Raw genomic sequence first — 18,865 nt, 5'->3', positions numbered from 1 at the left:
GTTCATCCTGAGCCAGGATCAAACTCTCAAATAAAAGTTTATCAGGCTCAGATACTATTGTTATCAAAATATCTGGCTTTATGGTTTGTTTCTTGTTTTATAAATTAACCTACTGTTTAATTTTCAATGTTCGTATTTTTTTCTTGTTCCTTTTTTTCAAGGACAAGTAATACTATACCATCATTCAAACAGTAGGTCAATACTTTTTTTATATTTTTTTAGAAATTTTTTTCATATTCTTTTTTTAGCTTTTCTACGACCTTTTTTTCTAAGCGAGAAACAGTCATTTGGGATATATCTAATTCTTTAGCTATACTAGACTGGGTTTTATCGAAGAAAAATCTATCTTTAAATATTTTTACTTCTAACTCATTTAAAGTTTCAATAAACTTATTAATAAAATCTTCATATTCTATACTTCCGAAATTACCTTCTTCTTTTCCTATTTTATCAATAAGAGTTATGTCTTTGTCTTCTGAATCATCATTACTTGATGAATCTAAAGACATAGGTTGATAACCATAAGAGGCTTCCATAGCCTCTAATACATCTTCTTCACTAACCCCTATATAGTCAGCGATATCTTTTACCTTTGGATGTTTTTTATTTTCTTGCTCTAGTTTAATTTTAGCATCACTTATTTTTTTGCTTAATTCTTGTATTCTTCTTGGTACTCTAAGTGTCCATACTTTATCTCTAAAATATTTTTTAATTTCTCCTACTATAGTTGGTGTTGCAAAACTGGAGAATTCAAATCCCTTTTCAACATCATATCTGTCAATAGCATAAATTAATGCTAATGAAGCAACTTGATATATGTCTTCAAAGTCAACACCCTTGTTTATATACTTCTTAGCTAACAACCTTGCTAAATATAGATGTCTTTCAATAAGAATATTCCTGATATCTACGTTTTTATTTGTATTATATAAATTAAATAGCTCTTTTGTATCCATATTTAGGTAATGTGTAGCATTAGCTACATTTTTCATTAAATATCAACTCCTAAATACTTAGTCATTTTTATTTTTGTTCCTTGATTACATTCTGATTCAATATCTACATCATCCATTAAAGTTTTAATTATAAATAATCCAAGACCACTTTCTTTTGGATTCTCTAAATCTGGTGTACTTATTGAGCTAACATCATATCCTTTTCCACTATCTTGAATCTCTATATTAATTGCATCATCTAAAATATTAAATACTATATTGAATACATCATCATTACTGTGTTTTATTGCATTTGTACATGCCTCTGATACTGCTACCTTTATATCTTCTATATCATCTATTGGAAACCCCATTTTATTTGCAATCCCAGATGCTGTTAATCTTATTATGCCTACATAATCTGGATTTGTAGTAATTTCCATCTTTATAGTTTCACAAGCCAAAATTTATCCCTCCACTTTAAATATTTTATCTAGACCTGTTATAGTAAAAATTTTCCTAACATTACTCTTAGGATTTACTATGTATATTTCTTTTTCATTTATCTTTAGTTTTTTTAAAACACCTATCATAGCCCCTAAACCTGTAGAATCTATATAATCTAAATCTTTAAGATTAATCTTTACATCCAACATGTTTCTTTCTATTAAACCATGTAAATGTTCTTTTAATTTATCTGCTGTAGAGACATCAAGTTCTCCATCAATACAAACATTCCAAAACTTATTTTGAGAATCTAAATTTGAATCTATATTCATAGACATGTAAAAACCTCCTATTTCCTCTTAATAATTTTAAATATATTACCTATACTCAATATCTTATTAATTACATAAACTATATCATCTATTCCCTTTGATATTGATGATGCATTTTCAACAATATCTTGTATGTGTCTTTCATTGTAATCTACAATCTTATAAGCTTTTTCAACAACTTTATTTAAACTATTTAGAGTTTTAGCTAAATAAATTGCTACTATAAGAGCCGAGCTACCTACTAATACGGCTCCTATCTGCCACCCCCATGCATTCATTAGTTAACATCTCCCTCGTCGTCAAAACTTTTACTTATTACTATATCTTCTTCTGAAATTTTTATATCTTCCTCATTATTATCATCATCTACTAAAGTTATTATTCTCTCTTTAACATCATTAAATGTTTCATGTAGAACTTCTTTTGGATTTTCTTTCACTTTATCAAACTTATCTTTTGTCTCTTTTCTTAACTCAGAACCTTTTTTTGGTGCAAGAAACATACCAAATATAAAACCTAAAATGGCTCCTATTAATAAAAATCCACCTTTTTTACAACCTCTTTTATTACACATAATAACTACTCCTTTCAATTTTAAATTTTTATCTAAGTACATTATACAAAAAGAATAGGATATTTATCCTATTCTTCTTCAATATTTATTTTAGCAATCGAAACTACATTCACTTCTTCATTAGTCTTCATTAATTTAACACCACTTGTAACCCTTCCAAATAGTGAAATTTCATTAACTCTTATTCTAATAAGAACTCCATCAGAATTTATAATCATTATCTCATCATCTTCATTGACCATCTCTGCACCAACAATTGTACCAGTTTTTTCAGATATGTTATAAGTTTTGATTCCTTTTCCTGCTCTTATTTGGCTTCTGTATTCTTCTATATTTGTTCTTTTACCAAAACCATTTCTACTGACAACTAATACATCTGTACCTTTGCTACAAAGATTCATAGATACAACAAAGTCTTTTTTACTTAAAGTTATACCTTTTACACCCATTGCTGTTCTACCCATATATCTTATATCATTTTCATCAAATCTTATAGACATACCTTCTTTAGTTACTAAAAGTACTTCCTGTTTTCCATCTGTTAACTCTACTCCAATAAGTTCATCATCATCTCTTAAACCTATAGCAATAAGACCAGATTTATTTATATTTTTAAACTCTTCTCGTTTAGTCTTTTTAACGATACCTTTTTTAGTTGTAAGTAATAAATATTCATTTTCATCATTACCATCTATAGGTATTAAAGTTGCAATCTTTTCATCTGCTGATAATTGAAGTAAGTTTACTATAGCAGTACCTTTTGCTTGTCTCTTACCTTCAGGTATTTCATATGCATTTAATTTAAATACTCTACCCTTATTTGTAAAGAACAGTAATCTACTATGAGTAGTTGTAGTTATCAGATGTCTTACAAAATCTTCTTCTCTAGTTGTAAGTGCTGAGATACCTCTTCCACCTCTTTTTTGGCTCTTATAAGTATCAGATGGAAGTCTTTTTATATATCCAAAGTGAGTAAGAGTTATGGCTATTTCCTCATCACTTATAAGATCTCTCATATCTATCTCGCCTTCAGCATGTCTTATTTCTGTTCTTCTTTCATCAGAATAATTTTCTTTTATTATTGTCATTTCATCTTTTATTACATTTAAAAGTAATCTTTCATCAGCCAAAATTTCTTTTAATCTATTTATTTTCTTTATTAAATCTTCATACTCAGCTTCTATCTTATCTCTTTCTAGACCTGTAAGTCTTTGAAGTCTCATATCTAGTATAGCTTGAGCTTGAATTTCAGTTAGATTGAATTTTTCTACTAAACCTATTTTAGCTTCTTGACCTGTTTTTGAAGCTCTTATCAAGCTTATAACAGCATCTATATTATCTAAAGCAATTTTTAATCCTTCTAAAATATGTGCTCTTGCTTCAGCTTTATTTAATTCAAATTTGGTTCTTCTTGTGACAACATCTTCTTGATGTTTAATATAATGATATAGTATTTGCTTAAGATTTAAAACTCTTGGTTGGCCATCTACAAGAGCAAGCATTATTATACTAAATGTATCTTCCATTTGAGAATGTTTATACAGATTATTTAATACTATATTAGCATTAGCATCTCTCTTTAATTCTATAACAATTCTCATACCATTTCTATTACTTTCATCTCTTAAATCTGATATACCTTCTATTCTTTTTTCTTTAACTAACTCAGCTATTCTCTCAACTAATTTAGCTTTATTTACTTGATAAGGTATTTCTGTAACTATTATCTGTTGTTTTCCTTTTGGAAGTTCTTCTATAAAAGCTCTAGATCTAACTTTAACTTTACCTCTTCCAGTTCTATATGCCTCTGCTATATTCTCTTTACCCATTATAATTGCAGCTGTAGGAAAATCTGGACCTTGTATAAATTTTATTAAGTCCTCAACACTACAATCTGGATTGTCAATCAAATGTACAGTTGCATCAATTACTTCAGCTAAATTATGTGGAGGTATTGAAGTTGCCATACCAACAGCTATACCATTAGATCCATTTACTAATAGATTAGGATACCTTGCTGGTAGTACTGAAGGTTCTTTTAATGATTCATCAAAGTTTGGTTTAAAATCTACAGTTTCTTTTTCTATATCTCTTAATAATTCTAATGATAATTTACTCATCTTAGCTTCTGTATAACGCATCGCAGCTGGTGAGTCTCCATCAACAGAACCAAAGTTACCATGCCCATCTACTAAAAGTGCTCTAGTTGAAAAGTCTTGAGCCATTCTTACCATTGCAAAATAAACAGCAGTATCTCCATGTGGATGGTACTTCCCTAAAACGTCCCCAACAATACGGGCTGACTTTCTATATGGTTTATCTGGTGTTAAGTTTAATTCACTCATTGAGTATAGTATTCTTCTGTGAACTGGCTTTAGACCATCTCTAACATCAGGAAGAGCACGTCCAGCTATAACACTCATCGAATAATCGATATACGATTTTTTCATTTCTTCCGCTATTTCAATAGGGAGTATTTTGTTATTTTCTTCCATGTATACTAATCCCCTCTCTCTATATATCTAAGTTTCTAACGAATCTTGCATTTTCTTCTATAAATTCTTTTCTTGGAGCAACCTTATCACCCATAAGCATTGAAAATACTTCATCTGCAATTGCAGCATCTTCTACAGTTACTTGTAATAAAGTTCTTGTGTCAGGATTCATAGTAGTATCCCATAATTGCTCTGCATTCATCTCTCCAAGACCTTTATATCTTTGAAGCTCTACACCATTTCTTCCAATTTCATCTAATAAAATATTTAATTCTTTATCTGAATAAACATAATATTCCTTTTTTTGCTTTGTTACTTTGTATAAAGGAGGTTGTGCTGCATAAACATACCCCTCATCTATAAGAGGTCTCATATATCTAAAGAAGAATGTTAATAGTAAAGTTCTTATATGAGCTCCATCTACATCGGCATCGGTCATAATTATGATTTTATGATATCTAGCCTTATCTATATCAAAATCTTCTCCTATACCACAACCATAAGCTGTTATCATATTTTTTATTTCGTCTGAAGATAATATCCTATCTAGTCTTGATTTTTCGACATTAAGTATCTTACCTCTTAATGGAAGTATCGCTTGGCTATTTCTATCTCTACCTTGTTTTGCTGAACCTCCCGCTGAATCTCCTTCGACTAAGAATATTTCACTTTTAGCAGGGTCTTTTTCTGCACAATCTGCTAATTTTCCAGGTAAAGATGTGCTTTCTAAAACACTCTTTCTTCTTGTTAATTCTCTTGCTTTCTTTGCAGCTTCTCTCGCTCTTTGTGCTCTCAAAGCTTTATCAACTATTATTCTAGCTGTTGCTGGATTTTCCTCTAAGAAAGAACCAAGTTCATCAACTGTTACACTATCAACTACACCTCTCATAAAACTATTACCTAGTTTTGTTTTAGTTTGACCTTCAAATTGAGGTTCTGGTAATTTAACTGATACTACAGCTGTAAGGCCTTCTCTTATATCTTCACCCAGTAAGTTAACGTCATTTTCTTTTAAGAATTTATTTCTCTTAGCATAATCATTTACAGTTTTAGTAAGAGCTGCTTTAAATCCACTTAAATGAGCTCCTCCTTCATGTGTATTTATATTATTTGCAAAAGAATATATGTTCTCTGTATAACCATCCGTATATTGCATAGCTAATTCGACAATACAATCGTCAACTTTTTTATCTATATAAACTATGTCATCATGTATTCCAGTTCTAGATTTATTTAAATACTTAATATATTCTACTAGACCACCTGTATAGTGAAATTCTTTTCTTTTTTCTTGATTTTCTCTTTTATCTTCAAATACTATTTTTATTCCTTTATTTAAAAAAGAAAGTTCTCTCAGTCTATATTCCAATGTTTCATATTTAAACTCTATTTCATCAAATATTGTAGCATCAGGCATAAATTGAATTATTGTTCCTGTACTTTGAGATTCTCCAACTACTTCAAGCTTAGATGTTGGTAGACCTTTTTCATATGTCTGCTTATATATTTTTCCATTTAAATAAACTTCTGCTGTCATCCATTTTGATAATGCATTAACTACAGAAACACCAACTCCATGAAGACCTCCAGATACTTTATATCCTCCGCCTCCAAATTTTCCTCCTGCATGAAGATTAGTTAATACTGTTTCTAAAGTTGATTTTCCAGTCTTAGGATGTACTTCGACTGGGATACCTCTTCCGTCATCTTTTACTAAAATACTGCCATCTTCATTAATAGATACATATATATGTGAACAATATCCTTGTAAAGCCTCATCTATACTATTATCTACAACTTCATAAACTAAGTGGTGTAAACCTCTTGGGCTTGTACTACCAATATACATACCTGGTCTTTTTCTAACGGCTTCTAATCCCTCTAATACCTGTATCTGACTTGCACCGTATTCTTGTTTCATTTAATTTCCTCCATTCTCTATGCTAATAACATTGCCATTTTCAATATTAAATATTGTAACATCCTTTTCATCAAATATTTTTTTATGTGAAATTTCAGCGCTTGTTATAAACATTTGAACATTGCTTAAATTATTTACTAAAAGTTTTTGTCTTGCTTCATCTAACTCACTAAAAACATCATCTAAAATTAATACTGGATATTCTTCAACCTCATTTTTTATTAATTCTATCTCTGACAGCTTTAATGATATTGAAGCAGTTCTCTGTTGACCTTGTGAACCAAAAAGTCTTGCATCTAAATCATTTATGAATATATTTAAGTCATCTTTGTGTATACCATATCTAGTAGTTCTAGATTCTATATCATTAGGTCTATTTGATGACAACTTGGCTAAAAATTTATTATATACTGTTTCTATAGTATCTTCATCAGTTATATTTATTTGAGTTTTATATTTGATTGATAATTTTTCAATTCCATTAGTCAAATTCATATGCATATGTTCAGATATATTAGCTATCTTTTTTATAAAGTCTCTGCGTAAAATATAAATATAACTTCCATATTTTGCTAGTGTATCATCATATACATCTAACAAAGCTTCATCAACATGGATGCTTTTTAGCACTCTACTTCTTTGAGAAAGTATTTTATTGTAATTAGTAAGATAATTATAATATTTAGGAATAATTTGGCTAATCTCTTTATCTATAAAAGTCCTTCTCTCTTTAGGACCCTCTTTAACCAGTCTTAAATCTTCAGGTGAAAATATGACAACATTTAAGTTGCCAAGTAATTCCTGCATTTTTTGCAAAGGGACTTTATTTATTCGTATCCCCTTTTTATCTTTTCCAATAATTAGCTCTATTAGACTATATTTATTATATTTTGAAAAACTGCCTCCAACATATAAATTTTCACTATTAAATCTAACCATTTCTCTATCTTTGTTGGTTCTAAATGATTTGCCAAAAGAAAGCATATAAATAGATTCTACTATATTTGTCTTTCCTTGACCATTTTTTCCAACAAGAAGATTCACTTTCCCATTAAATTCCAGATGCAACTTTTCATAATTTCTAAAATTAACAAGCTGCAAACTTTTAAGTTTCACAAAAAGTTCTCCTTTTTTACAATACTTTTATTTTAGTTCCCTCTATCTCAACTATATCTCCTGATTTTATCTTTTTCCCTCTTCTTAATTCTATTTCATCATTTACTGTCACTAAACCTTCTTGAATTAAAAATTTTGCATGACCTCCAGTTGATGCAATCTCTGCTAATTTTAGGAATTGATCTAACTTTATATAGTCTGATTCTATAGTTATTTCAGTCATAAGAGTTCCTCCTTGCCATTATTTTAGGTAAATAGGTATTAATACACTAAAAGTATATTATACCATAAAAATACTTGCAAAAGGAGTTGCCTAAGATTAGAAAAATTTTTCTACAAAAGACAACTCCTTAATGTCTGCTATATATTGGATGATATTCTTACTGGAAGTAATAAGTAAATATAATTAATATCATCTGTTGGTTTAATTATACAAGGATTTACATTTGTAGTAAATTCTATAAATATTTCCTCATTATCTATATTTTTCAACCCTTCAATAAAGTATCGAGAGTTAAAAGCTATATCTAAATAATCTCCATCTAAATCTATTTCAACTTCTTCATATACATTTCCTTTTTCTGTATTAGAAGTAATTGCCATTACTTTATCTCTTATAGATAATTTTATAAGGTTATTTTTTTCTGATTGAGACAATAAAGATGCTCTTTCTATGCTGTTTAAAAGTTCTTTAGTATTTAACTTCACTCTACTGTTATGCTCTCTTGGCAACAATTTTTTATAATCAATAAAATCTCCTTCAAGTAATCTTGTAATAATTTTTGTATCATTAATTATAAAAATAGCATTTTTTTCGTTAAATCCAACTTTAACATTATCCTCTCCAGAAAGCAAGCTATTTACATCTATAAGTGTCTTTCCTGGAATTATTACTTTTATATTTTCAGTTAAGCTATCAACTGAGCAGCTTTTTACAGCCAATCTATAGCCATCAATTGCTACTAAATTTAAATTTTTATCTACAATTTCTAGAAGTTCTCCCATTAAAACAGGTTTTGTTTGGTCTTGTGAAATAGCAAATACAGTTTGTTTAATCATATTTTTTAGGAGTTCTTGAGGTATGCTATATAAATCTTCTTCATTTAATTCTGGTAGCTTAGGAAATTCTTTAGCTGCATATCCTTTAATTTTAAATCTTGAATTTACACAATTTATGTAAATATTATTTTCTGAATCTGTTTCTATTTCAACAAAAGAATCTGGTAGTTTTCTAATTATATCTCCAAATAATCTTGCATCTACAACAACATCACCTTTTTCTATAATCTCTGCTTGTACATAAGTTTCTATTCCTATCTCTGCATCATATCCAGTAAGTTTTAATTGACCTTCTTCTGTAGATATAAGTATACCTTTTAATAGTTCTATTGTTGTTTTTCCATTAATAGCTTTTTGAGCAATCCCAATTCTATTTGCTAGGATTTTTTGATTACAAATTATTTTCAATGTGGATAACCTCCTCTGGCTTTTTATATAAAAAAATAAGTTAAAATCATAGTAGTAATAGTAGTAGGTGTTGTTGATAATGTTAATAAGTATATGTAACATTATAAATACAAAGATATCAACATGTGTATAAGATGTTGATATCTTTGTTATTTTAGACTTAATTATTTGTTAATAAATTTTAAGATAAAAAGATATAAACAAGTTATTCAATAGATATAAACAGACAATTGTGTATAAATTATCCCTTTAAATCTGATATAATTTTGTCTATTTTAGTCTTAATTTCTTCACTTTCTTTTATGTCTTTAGATACTTTGTCATGAGCATGAATTACTGTTGTATGATCTCTTCCTCCAAATTCTTCGCCTATTTTAGGAAGAGATAAGTCAGTAAGTTCGCGCGTTAAATACATAGCTATTTGTCTTGGAAAAGCTATTGAACGAGTTCTTTTTTTAGAATTAAAATCTTCCATTTTTAAATTAAATACAGAAGAAACTTTTTCTTTTATTCTAAGCACATTGATTTCTTCATTTTTAGAAGTTGTTATAATATCTTTTAATGCTTCTGTAGCAAGATCAAAAGATATCACTCTATTACTAAGAGAAGAGTAAGCAACTACTCTAGTTAGGGCACCTTCTAGTTCCCTTATGTTTGACTTAATATTTTTTGCTATATATGACATAACTTCATTTGGCACTTCTATACGTTCTAGTTGAGCCTTTTTTCTAAGTATAGCAATTCTTGTTTCAAAGTCTGGGGCCTGAATATCAGTTATAAGTCCCATTTCAAATCTCGATCTTAATCTATCTTCTAGTGTAGGTATGTCTTTTGGCGGTCTATCACTAGAGATAATTATCTGTTTATTTGCCTCATGAAGAGTATTAAATGTATGGAAAAACTCTTCTTGAGTTCTTTCTTTCCCAGCTATAAATTGAATATCATCAATTAATAAGACATCTACGTTTCTATATTTATTTCTAAATTCTTCATTTTTATCATCTTTTATAGAGTTTATAAGTTCATTAGTAAATTTTTCTGAAGAAACATAAACAACTTTTGAATCCTTTTTTTGGCTGACGATGTGATGTCCAATAGCGTGCATTAAATGGGTTTTACCTAAACCAACTCCTCCATACAAAAAAAGTGGATTGTAAGCTTTAGCAGGAGATTCAGCAACTGCAACACATGCAGCATGAGCAAATCTATTGCTATTACCAATAACGAACGTATCAAATGTGTATTTTGGATTCAGGTTAGGGTAAAGTACTCTGTAATTTAAATCTGTACTATCAGAATTTAGGTCAGCAACTTCTTTTTCGCTCAATACAAATTTAATATTATACTTTTTTAATGACAGTTGATTTATAGCATCTTCAATTAAATGCAAATATCTATTTTCTAGAATATCTTTATTGAAATCGCTAGGAGCTAGTAGTATCAAGTCATTAAGATGTATTTTTAATGGTACGATGTTTTTAAAAAAGGTATTAAAACTTACTGAAGTTAAGTCACCTTTTATTAATTGTAGGGTTTTGTCCCATAAAGAAACTATATCCATAATATAAACCTCCGAACAGAATAATTAATATTTTCCACAAAGTTATTAACAGAAAAGCAAAAATATATATAAATTTTACAGAATAACTAAATTTATGGATAATGGTGTTGATAAATTAATAATAGTATAAATTATTAAAAAAATATGAAAAGATATAAACAATATGTAGATAAAGTTATAAATAACATAAACATACAATAAATGGTGATTATAACTAGAGTATTGTCAGTAATCTTAAAAGTTATACACAAAAGTATCCACAAGCTGTGAATAATTTATAATAAGTTGATAACATTTATGCACATTATCAACAAGTATATTTATAATATCAAAATATATGTCAAACTTCAATGATTTGTAACTAATTTATCCACAATATTAACTAATTGTTGATAAAAATATAAACATGTTAAATTTACTTTATTTGTGTATATAATTGAAAAAAATAATTTAGAATAAAATTAAATAGATTTTTACTAGTATTTTCAATAAAAAAAATACATAATATATATATGGTAGATTTTGTGATGCAAGCATACCAAAAACTCGTTGACAACGATAGTAAAAGTATTTATAATTATATGTGTTATGTTTACTTTGAGGGTAAAGTTATTATTTTTATAAACGGAAAATGAAATCTGAAAGGCGGTGCAAAATAATGAGTAAAAGAACTTATCAACCAAAAAAGAGACAAAGAAGTAAAGAACATGGTTTCAGAAAAAGAATGAAGACGTCTAACGGAAGAAACGTGTTAAAAAGAAGAAGAGCTAAAGGAAGAAATAGATTAACTCATTAATTACAAAAGGGCCGCTGCAAAGGTGGCCTTTTTGTGTAAATAATTACAATGCATAGCTGTGTTTATGGAGGTTAACTATGGACTTTAATAGGACAAAAGGGTTAAAAAAAGACTCTGATTTTAGAAAAGTATATAAACACGGCAAATCTTTTGCAAACAGATATTTAGTAATATATATACTTAAAAATAAATCAGATTATAGTAGAATAGGTATTTCTGTTTCAAAGAAAGTAGGAAAAGCTATCACTAGAAATAGAGTAAGAAGATTAATAAAAGAAGCTTACAGATTAAATATTGATGAAAAAATTAAGCCTGGATATGATATAGTATTTATAGCAAGAGTATCTAGTAAAGATGCTAGTTTTAAAGATATAGACAAGTCTATAAAAAATTTAGTTAAAAGAACGGATATTTCTCTTTAAATTGTATGCTATAAATCTGGAGGTTAATAACTTTGAATAAAATAATTTATATATTAAAGGAAATAAGTAGGTATTTATCGAATTTATGTATTTATTTAGTAAAATTTTATCAAAAGTATATATCTCCCTTAAAGGGACCTACTTGTAGATTCTATCCAACTTGCTCACAATATTCAATAGAGGCATTTAAAAAATATGGATTTGTAAAAGGTATGTACTTAACGATAAGAAGACTTCTAAAATGTCATCCTTTTCATCCAGGAGGTTACGACCCTCTAAAATAAAAGAGAGTAACTATTAGGAGGTATAAAAAAATTGAATATAATAGGAAATTTCTTAGGATTAATTCTTAAGGTAATATTTGAATTTGTTAACCATTATGGTATTTCTATAATAATTTTTACTATACTTGTAAAGATTATTTTACTACCATTAACAGTTAAACAGACTAAGTCAACAAAGGCAATGCAAGATATACAACCTCGTATAAAAGAGATACAAGAAAAATATAAAAATAAGCCAGAAAAACAAAATGAAGAAATTGTTAAGTTATATGGAGAAGCTAAAATTAATCCACTATCTGGTTGTTTACCTTTATTAATACAGTTTCCTATATTAATAGGATTATTTAGCGTTTTAAGAGAGCCAGTTGCTCATGGCGTTTTTGCAAATCAAGCTGCATTTATGGCGGCTGACAATGGGTTTTTATGGATAAAAAGTTTAACAGCACCAGATTATGTATTAGCAGTATTTTCAGGAGCAAGTGCATATGTAATGCAAAAAGTAATGACTCCAAAGGACCAACTACAAGGCTCTATGAAAGTAATGACATATGTAATGGCAGGGATGTCTTTCTATTGGGGATTTATATTCCCAGCAGGACTTACACTGTACTGGACAGTAAGTAACTTATTCTCAATAGCTCAGTATTACTTAATAATGAATCCTTTAAAAGCTAAGCTGGCTGCTAACTCTAAGGAGGAAAAAGTTAATGAGAAAAAGCCTAAAATTAATAAAAAGTAAAAGTAAAGAAGAAGCTATAAATAAGGCTATAGCAGAGTTAAATTTAAAAGTAGAGGATATAGAGGTAGAAATACTAGAAAATCCAAGCAAGGGGTTTTTAGGTTTTATAGGTGCTAAAGATGGTACCTATGAAATTTTTGTTATTGAAAGGGAACTAGATGTAGCTAAAAATTTTATAGAGGTAATGTTGAAAAATGCAAATGTTGATGCCAAAGTCAATGTATCTCAAAAAGATAATTTAATCATGGTTGATATTGAAGGCAAAGAAGCTGCAAGTTTAATTGGTAGAAGAGGGGAAACTTTAGATTCTATTCAATTTTTAACTGGATTAGCTCTTAATAAAATAAATAAAGACTCTCATACAAGAGTACTTGTAGATATAGAAAACTATAGGTCAAAAAGAGAAGAGTCTTTAATAAGATATGCTAATAAGGTTGCTAGAGAAGTAGCGAAAACAAGAAAAACTAAAAAATTAGATTATATGAATCCATATGAGAGAAGAATAATACATTCAGCTCTTCAAAATGACAAATATGTAATTACATATAGTGAAGGAACCGATCCATATAGAAGATTAGTAATTGAGTGTAAAAGATAAAATCAACCTCCTAAACATTAGGGGGTTTTATTTTTTAATCTTATTAAATCATTGCAATTGGTTAAAAATAAATCTATATGTAAAAATTATAAATTAAGAGGTGATAAATTTGTTTATAGATGATACAATAGCGGCTATAGCTACAGCACCTGGAGAAGGTGGCATAGGTATACTGAGAATAAGTGGAGAAAAAGCTTTAAAAGTTGCAGAAGAAATCTTTAAGTCCATGTCAGGAAAGAGTATTAAAGATTATAATAAAAGAACATTAATATATGGAAATATTGTAGATAATGAAAATGTAATAGATGAAGTATTATTAGCATATATGAAAGGTCCAAATTCATATACAGGAGAAGATGTTATAGAAATAAATTGCCATGGCGGATTTATTTCAGTAAAGAAAATTTTAGAATTAATATTATCTAAAGATGTTAGATTGGCAGAAGCTGGGGAGTTTACTAAAAGAGCATTTTTAAATGGAAGAATAGATTTATCTCAAGCAGAAGCAGTAATAGATGTTATAAAGGCAAAAACCGATATAGCTCATGAAGTTGCCCAAAACCAACTAGAGGGTTCTCTATCAAAGAAGATAAGAGACTTAAGAGATAAAGTTACTGAGATACTGGCACATGTAGAAGTTGCTATAGATTATCCTGAAGAAGATATTGAACATATAACATATCAAACACTTAAGGATAAAACTGGCGAGCTTAAAAAAGAAATTAAAAAATTATATGATACAGCTGAAAGTGGGAAAATACTTAGAGAAGGCTTGAAAACAGTAATTGTTGGTAAACCAAATGTAGGAAAATCTTCACTGCTTAACTCTATTTTGGGAGAAAATAGAGCTATAGTTACAGACATACCAGGAACTACTAGAGATGTTATAGAGGAGTTTGTGAATATAAAAGGTATACCTCTTAAGATAGTTGATACAGCAGGTATAAGAGATACTGATGATATAGTTGAAAAAATAGGAGTTGAGAAATCTAAAGAATCATTTACAAGTGCTGATTTAATTATAATGGTTTTAGATGCATCAAGAAAGTTGTCAGAAGAAGATATAGAAATATTAAAGAAGCTTAAAGATAAACAAACAATAGTGCTATTAAATAAAAATGACTTAAAACAAGAGATTGAAGAAGAAAAAATACTTAAATATGTAGAAAATAATAGTATAATAAGAATATCAGCTTTACAACAAGAAGGAATAGAAGCGTTACAAGATAAGATAGAGTCTATGGTATATAAAGGAAGTATCAAAAACAATTCTAGTTTAGTAGTAACTAATTCTAGACATAAAGATGCACTTGGTAAGGCATATAAGTCTGCAACAGATGCTTTAATTGCTCTAGAACAAAGTATGCCATTTGATTTTGTAGAAGTAGATTTAAAAAATATATGGGATTACCTTGGATATATTAATGGGGATACAGTAACAGAGGATTTACTAGATAATATATTCCATAACTTCTGTATAGGAAAATAGGATATAAAATGCAAAAGGAAAGAAGATATAAAAGTAATAAATTTCATTTTTTATTATAGAAATTATAGATATTTTATAGTGTTTCTCATGAAACATTAATATTAAAAAGAAAGGAATTATAAATGATAAAGTTTGAAGCAGGAAAATATGATGTTATAGTAGTTGGAGCAGGTCACGCGGGATGTGAAGCTGCTTTAGCTACTGCAAGAATGGGATATAAAACTTTGATAATAACAATGTCTTTAGATTCTATTGCATTAATGCCTTGCAATCCATCAATTGGTGGAACGGGTAAAGGTCAATTAGTAAAAGAGATAGATGCTTTAGGTGGTCAAATGGGACTAAATATAGACAAGACATATATACAAAGTAGAATGTTAAATACTGCTAAAGGACCAGCAGTTCATTCTTTAAGAGCCCAAGCAGATAAATTTAAATACCATGAAGAAATGAAAAAAACATTAGAAAATGAGCCAAACCTTGATATCGCTATGGATGAAGTTGTAGAAATATTACATGAAGGAAATGTTGTAATAGGTGTTGGAACTAAACTAGGATGTTCATTTAAATCTAAAGCTGTAATATTAGCTACTGGAGTTTATTTAAATTCAAAAATATATATGGGTGAGGTAGCATTTTACGAAGGGCCTAATGCATTAGGATATGCAAAATATCTTACAGATAGTTTAGTTGAATTAGGTCTTAGAATGAGAAGATTTAAAACAGGAACACCAGCAAGAGTCCATAGAGATAGTATAGATTTCTCTGTAATGTCTCTACAAGAAGGTGATGAAAAAGTAACTCCTTTCTCATTTATGAATGAAAACATAGAGAAAGAGCAAGAACCTTGTTATTTAACAAGAACTACTGAAGATACTCAAAAAGTTATACTAGATAATTTAAAAAGGTCTGCTATGTATAGTGGCGTGATAGAAAGTACGGGGCCAAGATATTGTCCTTCGATAGAAGATAAAGTAGTAAGATTTAGTGATAAAACTTCACATCAATTGTTTATAGAGCCAGAGGGACTGAATACTAAAGAAATGTATATTCAAGGTATATCAACTAGTTTACCTTTTGAAGTTCAATTAGATATGTATAAAACTATAAAGGGGCTTGAAAACTGTAAGATAATGAGACCTGCATATGCTATAGAATATGATTGTGTTGACCCAACACAATTAAAAATAAGTTTAGAAATAAAAGGTGTTGAAAACTTATTTAGTGCAGGGCAATTTAATGGAACTTCTGGATATGAAGAAGCAGCAGCTCAAGGACTTATGGCTGGTATAAATGCTGTCAGAAAGATAGAAGGAAAAGAACCTTTTGTATTAGATAGATCAGAAGCATATATAGGTGTATTATTAGATGACCTTGTCACAAAAGGAACTAATGAACCTTATAGAATGATGACATCAAGAGCAGAATATAGATTGTATTTAAGACAAGATAATGCTGATATGAGATTAACTCAAAAAGGTTATGAATTAGGACTAGTTAAAGAAGATAGATATGAAAGATTCATAAATAAAAAGAATGCTGTAGAAAAAGAATTTGAGCGATTAAAGCGTGAAAGGGTTACACCAAAAGAAGTAAATAGTTTATTAGAAGAAAAAGGTGCAACGCCAATAAAAGTTGGAATATCATTGTATGAGTTTTTAAAAAGACCAGAAGTATCCTATGAGTTACTTGAAGAATTAGGAAAAGATGCTGGTGAAGATGTTTCAAGAGAAGTTAAAGAACAATGTGTGATAATGACTAAGTATGAAGGCTATATAGACAAGCAATTAAAACAAATAGACCAATTTAAAAAGCTTGAGAATAAGAAATTAGATGAAAAAATAAATTATTCATCAATAGAAGGACTTAGACTAGAAGCAAGACAAAAACTAGACGATATAAAACCTATTTCAATAGGTCAAGCATCTCGTATATCAGGTGTTTCTCCAGCTGATATATCAGTCTTACTTATACACCTTGAACAAGTTAGAAGGACTAGAGGTGGCAAAGGTGAATAATATAGAACTTCTAAAAAATGGAATTGAAAATTTTAATATAGATACAAATGATAATATGTTACAAAAATTTAAAACATATAGAGATATATTAGTTGATTGGAATCAAAAAATGAACCTTACAGGAATAGAGGATGAAAAAGAAGTATATATAAAACACTTTTTAGACTCTATTTCAGCTGTAAAAAATGGATATATAAAAGATGGTATGTCTATAATAGATGTTGGTACAGGTGCTGGTTTTCCAGGTATACCACTAAGAATATGTTTAGATGGATTAAAATTAACTTTATTAGACTCTTTAAATAAAAGAATAAACTTTTTAGAAGAAGTTGGCAGAGCATTAGAACTAGAGGGTATTACATTTATACATGGAAGAGCTGAAGATTTTGGAAAAGATGAAAAGTACAGGGAAAAGTATGATATTGCTACAGCAAGAGCTGTAGCTGGATTACCAATTCTTATGGAATTTTGTGTACCATTTGTAAAAGTAGGAGGATATTTTATTTGTTTAAAAGGTCCAAATGCTAATCTAGAATTAGAGGAATCAAAAAAGGCTATAGATACTTTAGGATTAGAGTTTATCGAAAAAATAGATGTAGAATTACCAGAAATAGATTTAAATCATAATATATTAGTTTTTAAAAAGATACATGAAACACCAGTTAAATACCCTAGAAAAGCTGGTAAACCAGCTAAAAATCCTATTAAATAATCAAGCTATTAATTAGTAGGCAACCTTAATTATTTCCTGAGAAATAATTAAGGTTGCCTTAAAACAAACAAAAATAAAGGAATTATTAAAGTAGATGCAGAAATAAAATTGTATGTACATATAGAGAACAAAAATATTTATATCTAAAATAAGAGAGGTATGTTATGGAAGATAAAAGAGTTATGGAGATACCTATAGAAGATATAGTTCCAAATCCATACCAACCAAGAAAAATATTTTCACAAGTTTCATTGGAGGAATTGAGCAATTCTATAAAGGTATATGGTATAATTCAACCTATAACAGTTAGAGCAAAAGATGGTAAATATGAACTAATTGCTGGAGAGAGAAGATTAAGAGCAGCTAAGTTAGCAGAGCTTAAAACTATCCCAGCAATTATAAATAATATGGACGATGAATCTTCTGCTGTTCTAGCGTTATTAGAAAATTTGCAACGAGAAGACTTAAATTTTATTGAAGAAGCAATTGGCTATGAAAACTTAATAAAAGAGCATGCTTTTACTCAACAGCAATTAGCAGAAAAATTAGGCAAAAATCAATCTACTGTAGCAAACAAGCTTAGAATATTAAAGCTTCCAAACGATATAAAAATGAAGCTAATAGAGAATAATTTAACAGAAAGACATGCTAGAGCATTCCTTAAATTACCAAGTGAAGATTTAATGAAAAGTGTACTAGAAAAGGTCATAAAGAATGAATTGACTGTTAAAAAAACAGAAAAACTGATACAAGATATACTAGAAGAAATTGAAATTCAAGAAGAGCCTGATAAAAAACAGAATATAAAGGGTGCTATGAGTATAAGAATTTACATAAATACTATAAAGCAAGCCTTTGATGCTATATCAAATACAGGAATTGATGCTAAGTATAATGAAATAGATAAGGGAGATTATATGGAAGTTGTTGTAAAAATCCCTAAAAAATAGAGATTACTG

General features: G+C 28.7%; 20 protein-coding genes. 9 read left to right on the top strand and 11 right to left on the bottom strand.

Going from position 1 to position 18,865, the window contains the following annotated elements; translation table 11 throughout:
* Nucleotides 1-218 precede the first annotated feature (218 nt).
* The 11 genes from KGF48_RS12990 to dnaA all read right to left on the bottom strand — a co-directional run bounded on the left by KGF48_RS12990 (nt 219) and on the right by dnaA (nt 10,848).
* The gene (locus KGF48_RS12990; protein WP_227436593.1) at nt 219-992 is read right to left on the bottom strand and encodes a SigB/SigF/SigG family RNA polymerase sigma factor; all 774 of its coding nucleotides are present in this window, start codon (nt 990-992) and stop codon (nt 219-221) included.
* Nucleotides 992-1,399, bottom strand: a complete 408-nt coding sequence (locus KGF48_RS12985) for an ATP-binding protein (protein WP_227828557.1) — start codon at nt 1,397-1,399, stop codon at nt 992-994. The genes KGF48_RS12990 and KGF48_RS12985 overlap by 1 nt, the downstream gene beginning before the upstream one ends.
* Nucleotides 1,400-1,402: 3 nt before the next feature.
* A complete protein-coding gene (locus tag KGF48_RS12980; RefSeq protein WP_227436590.1) occupies nt 1,403-1,720 on the bottom strand; it encodes an STAS domain-containing protein in 318 nt (105 codons plus the stop codon).
* Nucleotides 1,721-1,731: 11 nt separating this feature from the next.
* Nucleotides 1,732-1,992: a hypothetical protein gene (locus tag KGF48_RS12975; RefSeq protein ID WP_054272124.1), complete on the bottom strand. Its 261-nt coding sequence runs from the start codon at nt 1,990-1,992 to the stop codon at nt 1,732-1,734.
* Nucleotides 1,992-2,288: a YtxH domain-containing protein gene (locus tag KGF48_RS12970; protein WP_227436588.1), complete on the bottom strand. Its 297-nt coding sequence runs from the start codon at nt 2,286-2,288 to the stop codon at nt 1,992-1,994. Before KGF48_RS12970 ends, KGF48_RS12975 begins: the two co-directional genes overlap by 1 nt.
* 68 nt (nt 2,289-2,356) lie before the next feature.
* Complete coding sequence (gene gyrA / locus KGF48_RS12965) at nt 2,357-4,783, bottom strand: DNA gyrase subunit A (RefSeq protein WP_227828560.1); 2,427 nt, start codon at nt 4,781-4,783, stop codon at nt 2,357-2,359.
* A gap of 19 nt (nt 4,784-4,802) precedes the next feature.
* Nucleotides 4,803-6,704, bottom strand: a complete 1,902-nt coding sequence (gene gyrB, locus KGF48_RS12960) for a DNA topoisomerase (ATP-hydrolyzing) subunit B (RefSeq protein ID WP_227839154.1) — start codon at nt 6,702-6,704, stop codon at nt 4,803-4,805.
* A complete protein-coding gene (recF, locus tag KGF48_RS12955) occupies nt 6,705-7,820 on the bottom strand; it encodes a DNA replication/repair protein RecF (RefSeq protein ID WP_227828562.1) in 1,116 nt (371 codons plus the stop codon).
* 16 nt (nt 7,821-7,836) lie between these two features.
* Nucleotides 7,837-8,043, bottom strand: a complete 207-nt coding sequence (yaaA, locus tag KGF48_RS12950) for a S4 domain-containing protein YaaA (protein ID WP_227436580.1) — start codon at nt 8,041-8,043, stop codon at nt 7,837-7,839.
* Nucleotides 8,044-8,180: 137 nt separating this feature from the next.
* Nucleotides 8,181-9,287, bottom strand: coding sequence for a DNA polymerase III subunit beta (gene dnaN / locus KGF48_RS12945; RefSeq protein ID WP_227436578.1), 1,107 nt, complete (start codon nt 9,285-9,287; stop codon nt 8,181-8,183).
* Between the two features lie 241 nt (nt 9,288-9,528).
* On the bottom strand, nt 9,529-10,848 hold the full coding sequence (gene dnaA / locus KGF48_RS12940; protein ID WP_255287852.1) for a chromosomal replication initiator protein DnaA: 1,320 nt from the start codon (nt 10,846-10,848) through the stop codon (nt 9,529-9,531).
* A gap of 658 nt (nt 10,849-11,506) precedes the next feature.
* Here dnaA and rpmH point away from each other — a divergent pair.
* From rpmH to noc, 9 genes are all read left to right on the top strand, one after another.
* Nucleotides 11,507-11,644, top strand: coding sequence for a 50S ribosomal protein L34 (rpmH, locus tag KGF48_RS12935; protein ID WP_003420485.1), 138 nt, complete (start codon nt 11,507-11,509; stop codon nt 11,642-11,644).
* Between the two features lie 77 nt (nt 11,645-11,721).
* Complete coding sequence (gene rnpA, locus KGF48_RS12930; protein WP_227828563.1) at nt 11,722-12,066, top strand: ribonuclease P protein component; 345 nt, start codon at nt 11,722-11,724, stop codon at nt 12,064-12,066.
* 32 nt (nt 12,067-12,098) lie between these two features.
* The gene (gene yidD / locus KGF48_RS12925; RefSeq protein WP_227436574.1) at nt 12,099-12,350 is read left to right on the top strand and encodes a membrane protein insertion efficiency factor YidD; all 252 of its coding nucleotides are present in this window, start codon (nt 12,099-12,101) and stop codon (nt 12,348-12,350) included.
* A gap of 31 nt (nt 12,351-12,381) precedes the next feature.
* Nucleotides 12,382-13,089 (top strand): YidC/Oxa1 family membrane protein insertase, encoded by a 708-nt coding sequence (locus KGF48_RS12920; RefSeq protein ID WP_227436572.1) that lies wholly within the window; start codon nt 12,382-12,384, stop codon nt 13,087-13,089.
* Nucleotides 13,058-13,687, top strand: coding sequence for an RNA-binding cell elongation regulator Jag/EloR (jag, locus tag KGF48_RS12915; RefSeq protein ID WP_227828565.1), 630 nt, complete (start codon nt 13,058-13,060; stop codon nt 13,685-13,687). The genes KGF48_RS12920 and jag overlap by 32 nt, the downstream gene beginning before the upstream one ends.
* A gap of 109 nt (nt 13,688-13,796) precedes the next feature.
* Nucleotides 13,797-15,176 carry a tRNA uridine-5-carboxymethylaminomethyl(34) synthesis GTPase MnmE gene (mnmE, locus tag KGF48_RS12910; RefSeq protein ID WP_227839153.1) on the top strand — a complete coding sequence of 460 codons (1,380 nt, stop codon included), beginning with the start codon at nt 13,797-13,799 and terminating at the stop codon, nt 15,174-15,176.
* Nucleotides 15,177-15,298: 122 nt separating this feature from the next.
* The gene (gene mnmG / locus KGF48_RS12905) at nt 15,299-17,194 is read left to right on the top strand and encodes a tRNA uridine-5-carboxymethylaminomethyl(34) synthesis enzyme MnmG (RefSeq protein WP_227839152.1); all 1,896 of its coding nucleotides are present in this window, start codon (nt 15,299-15,301) and stop codon (nt 17,192-17,194) included.
* A complete protein-coding gene (rsmG, locus tag KGF48_RS12900) occupies nt 17,187-17,906 on the top strand; it encodes a 16S rRNA (guanine(527)-N(7))-methyltransferase RsmG (protein ID WP_227839151.1) in 720 nt (239 codons plus the stop codon). The genes mnmG and rsmG overlap by 8 nt, the downstream gene beginning before the upstream one ends.
* 164 nt (nt 17,907-18,070) lie before the next feature.
* Complete coding sequence (gene noc, locus KGF48_RS12895) at nt 18,071-18,856, top strand: nucleoid occlusion protein (RefSeq protein ID WP_227839150.1); 786 nt, start codon at nt 18,071-18,073, stop codon at nt 18,854-18,856.
* Nucleotides 18,857-18,865: the final 9 nt, after the last annotated feature.

This window comes from Clostridioides sp. ZZV15-6388 (genome assembly GCF_020657755.1).
GTDB lineage: Bacteria > Bacillota > Clostridia > Peptostreptococcales > Peptostreptococcaceae > Clostridioides.
The sequence above is the reverse complement of the archived record's forward strand: the minus strand, read 5'-3'. Positions and strand labels throughout refer to the sequence as shown.

What these genes read in the sequence shown, in the direction of transcription:
- mnmG (WP_227839152.1), top strand. Translation starts at nt 15,299, where the DNA reads ATGATAAAGTTTGAAGCAGGAAAATATGATGTTATAGTAGTTGGAGCA.
- jag (WP_227828565.1), top strand. Translation starts at nt 13,058, where the DNA reads ATGAGAAAAAGCCTAAAATTAATAAAAAGTAAAAGTAAAGAAGAAGCT.
- dnaA (WP_255287852.1), bottom strand. Translation starts at nt 10,848, where the DNA reads ATGGATATAGTTTCTTTATGGGACAAAACCCTACAATTAATAAAAGGT.
- gyrB (WP_227839154.1), bottom strand. Translation starts at nt 6,704, where the DNA reads ATGAAACAAGAATACGGTGCAAGTCAGATACAGGTATTAGAGGGATTA.
- KGF48_RS12990 (WP_227436593.1), bottom strand. Translation starts at nt 992, where the DNA reads ATGAAAAATGTAGCTAATGCTACACATTACCTAAATATGGATACAAAA.
- KGF48_RS12980 (WP_227436590.1), bottom strand. Translation starts at nt 1,720, where the DNA reads ATGTCTATGAATATAGATTCAAATTTAGATTCTCAAAATAAGTTTTGG.
- rpmH (WP_003420485.1), top strand. Translation starts at nt 11,507, where the DNA reads ATGAGTAAAAGAACTTATCAACCAAAAAAGAGACAAAGAAGTAAAGAA.
- rnpA (WP_227828563.1), top strand. Translation starts at nt 11,722, where the DNA reads ATGGACTTTAATAGGACAAAAGGGTTAAAAAAAGACTCTGATTTTAGA.
- noc (WP_227839150.1), top strand. Translation starts at nt 18,071, where the DNA reads ATGGAAGATAAAAGAGTTATGGAGATACCTATAGAAGATATAGTTCCA.
- yaaA (WP_227436580.1), bottom strand. Translation starts at nt 8,043, where the DNA reads ATGACTGAAATAACTATAGAATCAGACTATATAAAGTTAGATCAATTC.
- KGF48_RS12970 (WP_227436588.1), bottom strand. Translation starts at nt 2,288, where the DNA reads ATGTGTAATAAAAGAGGTTGTAAAAAAGGTGGATTTTTATTAATAGGA.
- KGF48_RS12975 (WP_054272124.1), bottom strand. Translation starts at nt 1,992, where the DNA reads ATGAATGCATGGGGGTGGCAGATAGGAGCCGTATTAGTAGGTAGCTCG.
- gyrA (WP_227828560.1), bottom strand. Translation starts at nt 4,783, where the DNA reads ATGGAAGAAAATAACAAAATACTCCCTATTGAAATAGCGGAAGAAATG.